At 65.7% G+C, this 12,413-nt stretch carries 11 protein-coding genes; 4 read left to right on the top strand and 7 right to left on the bottom strand.

The window, feature by feature from the left end; translation table 11 throughout:
* Positions 1-5: 5 nt before the first annotated feature.
* The 5 genes from ACYQ4T_RS18560 to ACYQ4T_RS18540 all read right to left on the bottom strand — a co-directional run bounded on the left by ACYQ4T_RS18560 (position 6) and on the right by ACYQ4T_RS18540 (position 7,829).
* A complete protein-coding gene (locus ACYQ4T_RS18560; RefSeq protein ID WP_459857274.1) occupies positions 6-317 on the bottom strand; it encodes a virulence factor in 312 nt (103 codons plus the stop codon).
* Positions 318-328: 11 nt separating this feature from the next.
* Positions 329-952 carry a DUF1638 domain-containing protein gene (locus tag ACYQ4T_RS18555; protein ID WP_459857272.1) on the bottom strand — a complete coding sequence of 208 codons (624 nt, stop codon included), beginning with the start codon at positions 950-952 and terminating at the stop codon, positions 329-331.
* A gap of 233 nt (positions 953-1,185) precedes the next feature.
* Positions 1,186-1,803: a glutathione S-transferase family protein gene (locus ACYQ4T_RS18550; protein WP_459857270.1), complete on the bottom strand. Its 618-nt coding sequence runs from the start codon at positions 1,801-1,803 to the stop codon at positions 1,186-1,188.
* Between the two features lie 80 nt (positions 1,804-1,883).
* Entirely contained in the window at positions 1,884-4,058 is a 2,175-nt protein-coding gene (katG, locus tag ACYQ4T_RS18545; protein WP_459857268.1) for a catalase/peroxidase HPI, read from the bottom strand.
* A 297-nt stretch (positions 4,059-4,355) separates the two neighbouring features.
* Positions 4,356-7,829 carry an FAD-dependent oxidoreductase gene (locus ACYQ4T_RS18540; RefSeq protein ID WP_459857266.1) on the bottom strand — a complete coding sequence of 1,158 codons (3,474 nt, stop codon included), beginning with the start codon at positions 7,827-7,829 and terminating at the stop codon, positions 4,356-4,358.
* Between the two features lie 221 nt (positions 7,830-8,050).
* On the opposite strand from ACYQ4T_RS18540, the gene ACYQ4T_RS18535 reads away from it, so the two are divergent.
* Entirely contained in the window at positions 8,051-8,737 is a 687-nt protein-coding gene (locus ACYQ4T_RS18535) for a sulfite oxidase-like oxidoreductase (RefSeq protein WP_459857264.1), read from the top strand.
* A gap of 45 nt (positions 8,738-8,782) precedes the next feature.
* Positions 8,783-9,247: a tetratricopeptide repeat protein gene (locus tag ACYQ4T_RS18530; RefSeq protein WP_459857262.1), complete on the top strand. Its 465-nt coding sequence runs from the start codon at positions 8,783-8,785 to the stop codon at positions 9,245-9,247.
* 91 nt (positions 9,248-9,338) lie between these two features.
* On the opposite strand, the gene ACYQ4T_RS18525 is transcribed toward ACYQ4T_RS18530, so the two are convergent.
* Complete coding sequence (locus ACYQ4T_RS18525) at positions 9,339-10,013, bottom strand: TetR family transcriptional regulator (protein ID WP_459857260.1); 675 nt, start codon at positions 10,011-10,013, stop codon at positions 9,339-9,341.
* 29 nt (positions 10,014-10,042) lie between these two features.
* Here ACYQ4T_RS18525 and ACYQ4T_RS18520 point away from each other — a divergent pair, with 29 nt between their 5' ends.
* On the top strand, positions 10,043-10,771 hold the full coding sequence (locus tag ACYQ4T_RS18520; RefSeq protein ID WP_459857258.1) for an O-methyltransferase: 729 nt from the start codon (positions 10,043-10,045) through the stop codon (positions 10,769-10,771).
* A 1-nt stretch (position 10,772) separates the two neighbouring features.
* On the opposite strand, the gene ACYQ4T_RS18515 is transcribed toward ACYQ4T_RS18520, so the two are convergent.
* Positions 10,773-11,555: a cyclase family protein gene (locus tag ACYQ4T_RS18515; protein WP_459857256.1), complete on the bottom strand. Its 783-nt coding sequence runs from the start codon at positions 11,553-11,555 to the stop codon at positions 10,773-10,775.
* Between the two features lie 80 nt (positions 11,556-11,635).
* Here ACYQ4T_RS18515 and ACYQ4T_RS18510 point away from each other — a divergent pair, with 80 nt between their 5' ends.
* Positions 11,636-12,385, top strand: a complete 750-nt coding sequence (locus ACYQ4T_RS18510; RefSeq protein WP_459857254.1) for an SDR family NAD(P)-dependent oxidoreductase — start codon at positions 11,636-11,638, stop codon at positions 12,383-12,385.
* Positions 12,386-12,413: the final 28 nt, after the last annotated feature.

Below are 12,413 nucleotides of genomic sequence, written 5' to 3'. Positions count from 1 at the left end.
GGAGGTTAGCTCGCTTTCTCTGCAGCAAGGCCGCCGGCATTGACGAGGGCGTTCAGCTTCGCGTCGTCGAACTCGGCCTCGATTTCCTTGGCCTTGGCATCCGCAATCGCCTGGAGATCGTCTCCGACCTCGACCGGCGCCGCGCGACGCCACTCACCGAGGTAGGAGTCGGTGTCGCGCAGGTTGGCCTTCATGGCCGCGCGGTCGATCGCCTTCTCGAAGCGCTCGTTCAATTGGATCTTCGCGGCGTCGCGGCCCTTCTTCACGATCACCTGGGCCGGGATGTCCCGCCAGTAGACGACAATCAACTGCGCCATTCTCTCAATCCTCAGTGGGCTTTGGCGGCTTCCGCCATGAACGTGGCCAGCTCGCCGTAGCCGGTCAGGCGATATTCGAAGGCGAGACCCAGCCGCTGCGCGATTTCCTGCGCCTTCGCGGTCAAAGCCGGGTCTTCGATCTGCGCGAGAAACACCAGCTTCTTGTAGTGCTCGAATACCATGTCCTTCATGTCGGGCCGGCGGTCGAGGCCGAAGCCTTTCCAGATCAGCCGGTCGAAATGCCGGCAGAGATAATCGGTCAGGAAGAAGGTGCCGAGCTCCTCGTCCATCATCCGGTCGAACACCGCCTTGCCGGTATAGAACTCGTAGCAATGCGGGCCGTCGATCCGCTCCGCGCCCTCTTCCTTGAGGACCTCGTCGAGCATGCCGCCGGTGCCGCAGTCGCCATAGGCGACGAAGATGCGCTCGTACTTTTGCTTGCCGGCCTTGATCTTCTGCCGCACGCCTTCGGGGATCTTGTCCGGGGTGTTGTGCCAGATTGCCGGCAGGCAGGTGACCTCGAGCCGGCTTTCCCAATGGTTCAGCCGCTGCAACGCCACGATCTCCTGGGCGAGGGCGCCGCAGGCGATCAGCAGGTTGGGTTTGGCGCCCAGGTTTTTGGTGGCTTCGGCCACGGCGGCATCCTCGGGTTCAGGCGGTCTATTGCTAGCGGCGCGCAATTGTCCGGACTGCGACGCCCGCGACGGGGCCTAGCCGATCCGCGACCGGCCCTAAACCCCGCTAACTCCAGCGCTTATCATGTGGGCTCGGGCGTCGCATTCAAACCATTCTTTTTGCATCGCGATATAACGGATGCTTATAAGGCCCCGGCCCGCCGCTTCGACATATTTCTATATTTTTCAACTGATTAGGCGTGCAGCGGCAGGACCTTGTGCACCGCCGGGCGCTGGGCCATGCGGTTGCGGTGGTCGAGCACCTTGGGGAAGCGCTTGGGATCGACGCCGTCGCCTTCCAGCCAGCTCGAGAGGGTGAAGAGATAGGGGTCGGCGATCGAGAAATCGGCGCCCGCGACCCAGGGACCTTCCAGCATCTCGTGCTCGATCAGCTCGAAGCAAGCGGCCACGGTTTCCGGCACCTTCTGCTTCATGTCGTCGAAGGAGGACTGCTGGTCGGCCCAGCGATAACCGCGGAGCTTATGGGCATGAGCGACGTGGACGGTGGCGCAGAGGTAAGCGTTGAACGCCTGGATCTTCCCAAAGGCAAAGGCATCGCCGAGCGGCGCCAGCTGCTTCGCCGGATGGGTCTGCGCGATATAGGCGAGGATCGCCGGATTTTCGGTGAGGATGCCGCGATCGGTGACCAGCGCAGGCACCCGGCCCTTGGGGTTGACCTTGAGGTATTCCGGCTTGCGCTGATCGCCGGCCCGGAGATCGAGTTTGACGGCTTCATAGTCGGCGCCGGCTTCCTCCAGCGCGATGTGCGAAGCAAGGGCGCAGGATTGCGGGCCGAAGAAAAATTTGAGCATCGCCTAACCTCCACTGTCTGCGCGGAGGTTAGGCGTTTTTCTCAATTGGTCAACGTTCACTCCGCCGGGTGGAGCGGCACCTATCGCTTCAGATCGAAGCGGTCGAGGTTCATGACCTTGGCCCAGGCCGCGACGAAATCCATCACGAACTTCTCCTTCGCGTCGGACGCGGCATAGACCTCAGCCAAGGCGCGGAGCTGGGAATGCGAGCCGAAGATGAGATCGACGCGTGTCCCCGTCCATTTCACCGCGCCGGTCTTGCGGTCGCGGCCTTCATAGATGCCCTCGACCGACGACTTCTGCCACTCGGTGCCCATGTCGAGCAGGTTCACGAAGAAGTCGTTGCTCAAGGTCTCCGGGCGGCTGGTGAAGATGCCTTGTGCCGGCTGGCCGACGTTGAGCGCGCGCAGCCCGCCCAGCAGCACCGTCATTTCCGGCGCCGAGAGGGTGAGGAGCTGCGCGCGATCGACCAGCAGCTCTTCCGGCGAGGTGCGCTGCGGTCCGCGGAGATAGTTGCGGAAGCCGTCGGCAGTCGGCTCCAGCCATTTGAAGGAGTCGATGTCGGTCTGGTCCTGCGAGGCATCGGTCCGGCCCGGCGTGAACGGCACCGTCACGTTGACGCCGCCCTTCTTCGCCGCCGCCTCGACCGCGGCGGAGCCGCCGAGGACGATCAAATCGGCCAGCGATACCTTCTTGCCGCCGCCGGCACCGGCGTTGAACTCCTTCCGGATCGCTTCCAGCTTTGCCAGCACCTTCTGGAGCTCGGCCGGCTGGTTGACCGCCCAGTCCTTCTGCGGGGCCAGGCGGATTCGCGCCCCATTGGCGCCGCCGCGCTTGTCGGAGCCGCGGAAGGTCGAGGCCGAAGCCCAAGCGGTGGTCGCGAGCTGCGCGATCGAGAGGCCGGAGCCCAGCAGCTTCGCCTTCAAGGAGTCGATGTCCTTGGCGTCGATCAGCGGGTGGTCGGCGGCCGGGATCGGATCCTGCCAGATCAGCACTTCCTTCGGCTTCAGCGGCCCGAGATGCAGCGCGACCGGGCCCATGTCGCGGTGGGTGAGCTTGTACCAAGCGCGGGCAAAGGCATCGGCGAACTGGTCGGGATTCTCCATGAAGCGCCGTGAGATCTTCTCATAGGCGGGATCGAAGCGGAGTGCCAAGTCGGTGGTCAGCATCTGCGGCGCGTGCTTCTTCGCCGCATCATGGGCATCCGGCACCGTGTTGGCACCCATGTCATGCTTCGGCTTCCACTGGTGGGCACCGGCCGGGCTCTTGGTCAGCTCCCATTCATAGCCGAACAGGTTCCAGAAGAAGTTGTTGCTCCACTTGGTCGGCGTCGTGGTCCAGGTGACTTCGAGGCCGCTGCCGATCGTGTCGGCGCCATGGCCCTTGCCGAACGTGTTTTTCCAGCCGAGGCCCATCTGCTCGATCTCGGCGCCCTCGGGCTCCGGCCCGACATACTTGCCGGGATCGGCGGCGCCATGGGTCTTGCCGAAGGTGTGGCCGCCGGCGATCAGCGCCACGGTCTCCTCGTCGTCCATCGCCATGCGGGCGAAGGTGTCGCGGATGTCGCGGGCCGCGGCGAGCGGATCGGGATTGCCGTTCGGGCCTTCCGGGTTCACGTAGATGAGGCCCATCTGCACCGCAGCCAGCGGATTCTCGAGCGAGCGCTCGCCGCTGTAGCGCTCATCGGCCAGCCACTTGCCCTCGGGACCCCAATAGATGTCCTCGCCCGGCTCCCAGGTATCGACCCGGCCGCCGGCGAAGCCGAAGGTCTTGAAGCCCATCGATTCCAGCGCAACGTTGCCGGTGAGGATCAGGAGGTCGGCCCAGGAGATCTTCTGGCCGTATTTCTGCTTGATCGGCCAGAGCAGGCGCCGCGCCTTGTCGAGGTTGACGTTGTCGGGCCAGGAGTTCAGCGGCGCGAAGCGCTGGTCGCCGGCCCCGGCGCCGCCGCGGCCGTCCTGGACGCGATAGGTGCCGGCGCTGTGCCAGGCCATGCGGATGAAGAAGGGGCCATAGTGCCCGAAATCCGCCGGCCACCAATCCTGGCTGTCGGTCATCAGCGCGTGCAGGTCCTTGATCAGCGCATCGAGATCGAGGGTCTTGAACGCGGCCGCGTAGTCGAAGGCCTCGCCGAGCGGATTGGCCCGGGCGGAATGCTGATGCAGCACGTTGAGCTTCAGCTGGTTCGGCCACCAATCGGTGTTGGTATGGGCACGCGCGCCGTGCCCCATCGGACATTTCCGTTCCGCCGCCATGACAATCTCCCTTTGCAGTCCGCGTTTGAACCTGGGGATATGCTGCGCCCCGGCAGCGAAGCGGTCCAATGGGCTTTCTGGGACATAGTCATCGACTGGGTCGATTGATGGCAGCGACGTTGGCGAGTCGGATCGATGGAGGGATTTCACTCGATTGACGGTATTTCGTACCCCCACCCCGGCCCTCCCCCGATTCGGGGGAGGGGGAAGATGACGGAGCGCGGTGCAGTCCCCGCCCCCGAATCGGGGGCGGGTTAGGGTGGGGGTGCGAGTCCCCCATGCCGATGGACCTGATCTCTAAGCGGTCTTGCGCTCGCTCTTGGCGACGTCCTTCAAGGCATGGCGGATCCAGGCGACGGTCAGCTTTTCCTGCACCCGGTTCTGCTGCAGCCGGGAGCGCAAAGCCTCGAAGTTGACCGCGTCCAGGTTCTGGTCCTGGTTGAAGCAGGAGAAGACCACGGTCTCCTTGCCGGTCATCGGGTCGCGGTGGGTCTGCAGGCACTGGGCGCAGATTTCCTTCATCATGCACTGCATCGGCGAGTTGATCGAGCCGACCGCGTGGTGATGCGGCTTCAAATATTCCTGCAGCACGCCGTGGCGCGCCCGCGCCACCGCCGCCATCATGCCGTCGGAGCCGATGGCGATGATGCGGTCGACATCCTGCATCTTGATCTCGGTCGGGCCGAGCCGGCCTTCCGCGTAGGCCAGCATGGTCTCGACGATGTTGCCGACGAACATCTTGTCCTGCGGCCGCGCCGGCGCGAAGCCCGGCGCCTCGTCGCAGGTCCAGACCACGACGTCCGCCGCGGCCTCGATCTCGGCCACCTTGTAGCGGTCGACCAGCTTCTTGTAGCCGGCGAAGTAGAGCACCTTCGATCCCGCCGCACGGAGCGCGCGGCCGATCGAGAACAGCACCGCGTTGCCGAGGCCGCCACCCGCGAGCAGCACGGTCTCGCCGGACGGCGTTTCGGTCGGCGTGCCGGTCGGACCCATCAGGATCACCGGCTCGCCGGGCTTCAGCCAGGCGCAGAGATCCGAGGAGCCGCCCATCTCGAGCACGATCAAGCCCACCAGCCCCTGGTCGATGTCGGTCCAGGCGCCGGTCAACGCCAGGCCCTCCATGGTGAGGGTGGTGTCCGCGGTGCGCTGCGACAGGGTCTCGAAATTCTGCAGGCGATAGAACTCGCCCGGCGCGAAATTGGCCGCGGCCTGCGGCGCCTCGACCACGATCTCGACGATGGTGGGCGTCAGGCGGTTGACCGCGCGCACCTTCGCACGCAGTCGCTGATTGAGCGCTGCGAGGAAGGCCGAATGATCGGCCGATTTCGCCGCGGGCAGGCGCTCCAGCGCCGCCTGGATCACCGGCCAGCCCTGCTTGGCGCTGCCCATGGCCTTCACCACATTGCCGGCGAAGGAGGGATGGAGATCGCCGAAGAAGCTGATGGCGCGGCCGTCGTCGCGGTAGCGGGTGATGACCCGGACCTCGTCGGGCTTGGCCACGCGTTCCGGCTTCACCACTTCGTTCGCGTCGTTCACGGCCTGGAAATACTGGCCGTCGAGCGGGAAGTTCTCCGCGTCCTCGCGCGCCAGCACGGTGTTCGGCTTGGTGCCGGCCGCGACCAGCACGGCGCGCGCCGGGAGCACATGCAGCTTGCCCTCGGCATCCTTGAGGCGGATCGCCTCGACATGGCCCATCTGGTCGACGTCGATCACGCTGGGGGTCAGCGTCTCGGCGAAGCGGATCCCCTCCTCCAGCGCCTTCTCCACCTCCTCGTGGTTCAAGGTGTAGGAGGGCGAGTCGATCAGGCGGCGGCGATAGGCCAGGGTGACGCCGCCCCAGTCATTGATGAGATCGGAGAGCTTCGGCTTTTCGCCCGCCATCTTGGCGCGGTCGCGTTCCATGCGGATGGCGCGGGCATGGTTGATGAACTCGTCGGCGATCTCGGTCTCGGCCTTGGACCATTCGCTGCGCAAAGCCGGTTCGCCGATCTCGGCGGTCAGAGTCTCGTAGCGATGCAGGAATTTCTCGACCTGGATCGGGTAATAGGCCATCGCCTCGGTCGCGGTGTCGATCGCGGTCAGGCCGCCGCCGATCACCACCGCGGGCAGGCGGAGCTGCAGGTTGGCGATGGAATCGGTCTTCGCCGCGCCGGTCAGCTGCAGCGCCATCAGGAAGTCCGAGGCCATGCGCACGCCGCGCGCCAAGCCGTTCGGCAGGTCGAGCAGGGTCGGCTTGCCCGCGCCGAGCGCCAAGGCCACATGGTCGAAGCCGAGCTCGAAGGCCTGGTCGAGGGTGAGGGTACCGCCGAAGCGCACGCCGCCGAACATCGAGAAGCTGTTCCGCCGCTCCAGCAGCAGGCGGACGACCTTGAGGAAATTCTTGTCCCAGCGGACGGTGATGCCATATTCGGCGACGCCGCCGAAGCCCGCCATCACGCGGTTGCCGAGATCCTCCTGGAGATCGGAGAAGCTGCGGATCGGCTGAAACGGCCCGCGCTTGCCATGCGCGTCGACGCCGGAGATCGCGACCGGCAGCGGCTCGATCTTCAACCCGTCGATCGCCACCACGGTATGGCCCTGGTTCAGCAGGTAATGCGCCAAGGTGTAGCCGGCAGGACCGAGGCCCACCACCAGCACACGACGGCCGCTGGCCGGCTTCGCGACCGGCTGGCGGATGTTGAGCGGATTCCAGCGGGTCAGCAGGCCGTAGATCTCGAAGCCCCAGGGCAGGTTGAGCACGTCCTTCAAACTGCGGGTTTCCGCCTGCGGGATGTCGACCGGTTCCTGCTTCTGGTAGATGCAGGCCTTCATGCAGTCGTTGCAGATGCGATGCCCAGTCGCCGCCATCATCGGGTTGTCGATGGCGATGATGGCGACGGCGCCCAAGGGCTGGCCGTTCGCCTTCGCGGTGTGCATCTCGGAGATCTTCTCGTCCAAGGGGCAGCCGGCGAGGGTCACGCCGAACACGCTCTTCTTGTAGGCGCCGTCCTTCTCGGTCAGGCCGCGCGAGCAGCTGTCCTTGCCCTGGTTGTGGCACCAGATGCAGTAGTTGGCCTGATCGAGCGCGCCTTTGAGATCGGTGCCGATATCGGTCAAAGCGAAGCCTTCGCGGCGGCGAAGATCCGCGTCGGCCAGCTTGTACATCGGCACGCCATGGCGGAGCTCGGTCTCCAGATGCACCAGGTGCATGGGGTCGATCTTGCGCGGCGCCTTGAACAGGACGCCCTTCTTGTGGAGCTTCTTCCCCGCCTCGCTCTGCGCCGCCCAGGCGGCGTAGCGGGTCGCCAGGTCGAGTTCCTTCCCATGGTCGGCTTCGTTCGCCAGCCAGCGATCGACATGACGCGCGAAGGTCAGTTCGTCGAACTGGCCGCCGAAGGCCGTGGTCAGCGCGGCGCGCAAGGCGTCGGCGTCGAAGCCCTCGGCCTCCGCCTCGCGATGCGCCTTCAGGGCGCGGCGCTGCACGAACAGTCGCTTCACCGAGAATAAGGGCGCGAGGTCGTTGTGTCGCGCCTGCAGCTCCTTCAGCTCGCTCTGGATGCCGAAGAGTTCGCCGACGAAATCCTCGACATGACCGGCAAGGTCGAGGATCAGTTGGGACTCCGCCTTCTGGTCGAGCGCGCCCGGATCGGCGCGCGCCGCCAGCAGACGGCCGGCGAGACCCGCGTCGCCGGCTTTCAGGCCGGAGAGAAAATGGCCGTCGATCGCCGCGAGGCCGGCAGGCTCGTAGAGATCCTCGAAGCGCAGTCCGTGCGCCAGGCGAAGTTCGGACATCACAACCACGTCACTAATTACAGGCAGGCGAGCGTAAATAGCCGCTGCGGTCCGATTCGATTCTACCGGCTGAGTTCCGGAAAGGCAAGGAAAGTCCGGCAGTTAAAATAACAATAAGAGTATGTATAAACCACGCCGGCCGGGGGTATCTCAATTCCACTTGATGTCAGGTTGCAAGCCTTGGCCTTTGCAGCGGGATTCCAAATACTTCGACAAGCAGAATGGACGACAGCATGAACGACGGCGGCTCTCCCCAGGGTACCCAGGGCGGGATCAAGGAAAAGCTGATCGCGACCAAGCAGCGCTGGGCCGAGGAAGGCCGGCTGCTGACCGGGCGCCCCTCCAGACGCGAGGAAGACCGGCTGCCGCCGGGCCAGCGCAAGACCGCCGACTGGCCGGTGCTCGATCTCGGCGTGAAGCCGAACATCCCGCTCGATCGCTGGCGGCTCCAGGTCGATGGGCTGGTCGAGCAGCCGATGCGGCTGGACTGGGCCGCGTTCCAGGGCCTGCCGCAGACGGATTTCCAGAGCGACATCCATTGCGTGACCTCCTGGTCGCGCTTCGACAACCGCTGGCGCGGGGTCGCGGTCCGTGATCTCCTGGCACAGGTGAAGCCGAAGCCCGAGGCGCGGTTCGTCACCCTGCACAGCTTCGATACCTATACGACCAACCTGCCGCTGGACGCGTTCGCGGGCGAAGACACGCTGCTGGCGACCCATTGGAACGATGCGCCATTGACCATCGAGCATGGCGGGCCGATGCGGGCGGTGGTGCCGCAGCTCTACTTCTGGAAAAGCGCCAAATGGGTGAAGCGCGTCGAGCTTCATGCCGCCGACCGGCCGGGCTTCTGGGAAGAGCGCGGCTATCACAATCACGGCGACCCGTGGACCGAGCAACGTTACGGATAAGTGATTTGAATCGAGATCGGGAATCTTCAAATGAAGGAGCAAGACATGACACGCAAAATAATCACGGCTATCGCCGGCTTCGCCGCCGTTCTGCTGATTACCGGCTCAGCCCATTTGGGACAGGCTTGGGCGATGGGCAGCTCGGATGACGACGCCGCGCAGCCCGATCCCTACAAGAAGGCGAAGGAGCTGATCGACGACGAGGAATACTCGGACGCGATCCCGATCCTGCAGAAGCTGATCAAGGACAAGGGCGCCTATGCCGATGCCTTGAACCTGCTCGGCTATTCCTATCGCAAGAGCGGCGACCAGAAGACCGCGCTCGACTATTACAACCAGGCGCTCGCCATGGAGCCGGACCATCTCGGCGCCAACGAGTATCTCGGCGAGCTCTATATGGAGATGAAGATGCCGGCCGAGGCCAAGGAGCGCCTCGCCGTGCTGAAGAAGGCCTGCGGCAGCTGCACCGAAGCCAAGGAGCTCGAAGCCAAGATCATGGCCAGCAACTAGGCCGGAGTTTCGGCAGGCCCCGCCGTCAAGAAGCGGGGCAGTCTGGGAGGACGCTCTTCACTCGACTGAAGGCGTGCGGGGCGCCGGCGGATCAAGCCGGCGCCTGACTCTTTTGTGGCGCCGGCCGCGCCCGAGCGGCGCGCTTGAGGCTACCGAGATAGGCGCAGAACATATCGGCCATGGCGTCGGCATAGGCATCGATCTCCGCCGCCTTGCGCGGCGTTTCCGAGAACTCCTTGCCGACCGTGCTGAGTGTGGTCTTGATCAGCTCCGCGGCCATCGCCCGCGTGGCGGCGGAGGCCCTGGGCACCGCTTCCTTCATGAAAAGCTGGATCGCCCGCTCGCCCGAAGCTTTCGCCGCTTTCGCTTCCGGCGCGTCGCGGTAAAGCGGCGCCGCGTCGTCGAGCGCCACACGCACCGCTGCCTCCGCGCATTCCGAACGGATGAACTCGCGCACCAGGACGCGCAGCCGCTGCAGCGGCGGCCGGCTGTCGTCTTCGAGAATGCGGCGCAGCAGGTCGGTGGTCTGGCGCCATTCGTCGCTTTGCAGCCGGAACAGGATCGCCGCCTTGTTGGGGAAGTACTGGTAGAGCGAGCCGACGCTGACACCGGCCTTCTCCGCGACCCGGACGGTGGTGAAGCGGGCCGCTCCCTCCTTCGCCAGAACCTGAACCGCGGCTTCCAGGATCGCCGCGACCAGGTCTGCGGAGCGGGCCTGCTGCGGCTGCTTTCGCGAGGAAATCCGCGGGTTTCGGCGGGTGGGCATGACGGCCTCGGCCAATGCGAATTGGAAACATGAAGGGTTATTCGTATTTCTTCGGCAGCGCAACACCGCGCCATCCGTCACCGGAGATCGCCATGACCACGCTCACCAGCTATCCCTTCGCCCTCCTCCTCGACCGCTTGTTCGACGAGGCCGAGGCCTCCTCGCCGGCGACCAGCCCCGCCTTCGCCCATGTCCCCGCCGAGGAGCGCGGGAGACTGATGCGCAGCAAGACCGAGTACCGCGACTTCTACGGCGCCTTGAAGGACTTCCCGCTCGCGGTCTCGCGCGAGACCGGGCGGCTGCTCTACATGCTGGCGCGCAGCAGCCGCGCCTGCGCGATCGTCGAGTTCGGCACCTCGTTCGGGATTTCGACCCTGCATCTCGCCGCGGCACTGCGGGACAACGGCGGCGGGCACCTGATCACCAGCGAGTTTGAGCCATCCAAGGTGGCCCGGGCGCGCGAGAACCTGACCGCCGGCGGGCTCATCGACCTGGTGGAGATCCGCGAAGGCGATGCGCTCGAGACTTTGGGCCGCGACCTCCCCGAAGCTATCGACCTGCTGCTGCTCGACGGCGCCAAGGCGCTCTACCCGGAGATCCTCGGCCTGGTGGAAGGCCGGCTGCGGCCAGGCGCCTTCATCATCGCCGACAATGCCGATTACAGCCCGGATTACCTGGCGCATGTCCGCTCGGCGGCGAAAGGCTACATGTCCACGCCATTCGGCGGCGACGTCGAGCTCTCGGTCCGGCTCGGCTAGTTCACCCCGCCGGGCAGATCGCGAAGACGCGGGCGGGGAAGCCGGAGCTTCGCTCGGCCTTGGGCCAGGTCGCGACGACCAAGGCGCCGGCCGCCGGCACCTGGTCGAGGTTGGCCAGCATCTCGATCTGCCAGCAGTTGCGGCCGAGCACGTAGCGCTCCAGAGCATAGTCGCCGCGGCTGGAGGCGAAGCCGGGATCGGTGTCGGTGGTCTCGTGGCCGCAGGCGCAGATGGCGCGCTCCTCGAACAGCAGCTTCAAGACCGGCAGCGACCAGCCGGGGAAATGGCTGATGCCTTCGCTGTCGGGATTCATCATCCGCGCCTGGTCCGGCCAGCGCTTCGACCAGTCGCTGCGCAAGGCGACGAAAGCGCCCTCGGGAATCCGGCCCCAGCGCGCCTCCCAGGCCGCGACGTCGGCGAGCGTCACACAGCTGTCGGGGTCGGCGGCGGCACGGGGCGAGATATCGAGCACCACGAGCGGCAGCAGCATCTCCACGACCGGGATCTCGTCCTGATAGCGGAGGCCGGCATGGTAATGCACCGGGGGATCGACATGCGTGCCCCACTGCCCGGCGAAACGGTATTCATGGGTCATGAACCCGGCGCGCTGGCCATCGATCAGGTCCTCGTGGTCGACCGTCTTCCTGAGCTCCGCCGGCGGAAAGCTGGGATGATGCGGCGTGGTGGAGGAGAAGGTGTGGGTGAGATCGACCCAGCGCTGCCCGCGCAGCCGCTGCACCAAGGACCACAAACCGATATCGGCGAGCGGCGATGCCGTGTTCATTCTTGCGCCCCGGGCTGTTACAACGACTCCCTGCCGGCGCCACTCTAGCGCGCCGAAGAAGCATCATACGGGGAAATCTCATGGAGCTTTCGTTCAAGGGCAGGAAGGTGCTGGTTGCCGGGGGCAGCCGCGGGATCGGAAGGTCGATCGCGCTGGCCTTCGCCGCGAGCGGTGCCGATGTGGCGATCTGCGCGCGGGGTGAAACCGGTGTGCGCGCCGCCGAAGCCGAGCTGAAGCGGTATGGAAACCAGGTCTTCGGCACGGCCTGCGATCTCGGCGACGAGAAGCAGGTGACCGCCATGGTGAAGGGGGCCGCCGCGGCGCTGGGCGGGCTTGACGTGCTGGTCAACAATGCCTCCGGCCTGGGCCTGAAGGACGATGAGAGCGGCTGGCAGGCCAGCATCAACGTCGATCTCCTGGGCACGGCCCGTGCGACGCGGACCGCCCTTCCCTACCTCGAACAGTCGAAAGGCAACGTCATCAACATCTCCTCGATCTCGGGCCTGATGGCTTCGGCGCGTTCCGTTGCCTATGCCGCGGTCAAGGCGGCGCTGATCAACTATACGATGAGCCAGGGGCTGGCGCTGGCGCCGAAGCGAATCCGGGTCAATTGCATCGCGCCGGGCTCGATCGAGTTTCCCGGGGGGCTCTGGGAAGAGCGCAAGACCTCAGACCCCGGGCTCTACCAGAGCATCCTGGACGGTATTCCCTGGGGCCGGCTCGGGGCGCCCGAGGAGATCGCCCATGTCGCCCTGTTCCTCGCCAGCGATCTAGCCGCCTGGATCACCGGACAGACGATCGTGGTCGATGGCGGGCAGTCCCTGACCTGAGGCGGCCGGGGCGCGAGCCCGCCGGGCG

It is taken from the genome of Dongia sp. agr-C8 (assembly GCF_054658695.1).
This window is presented reverse-complemented; position numbering and strand designations above follow the sequence as displayed.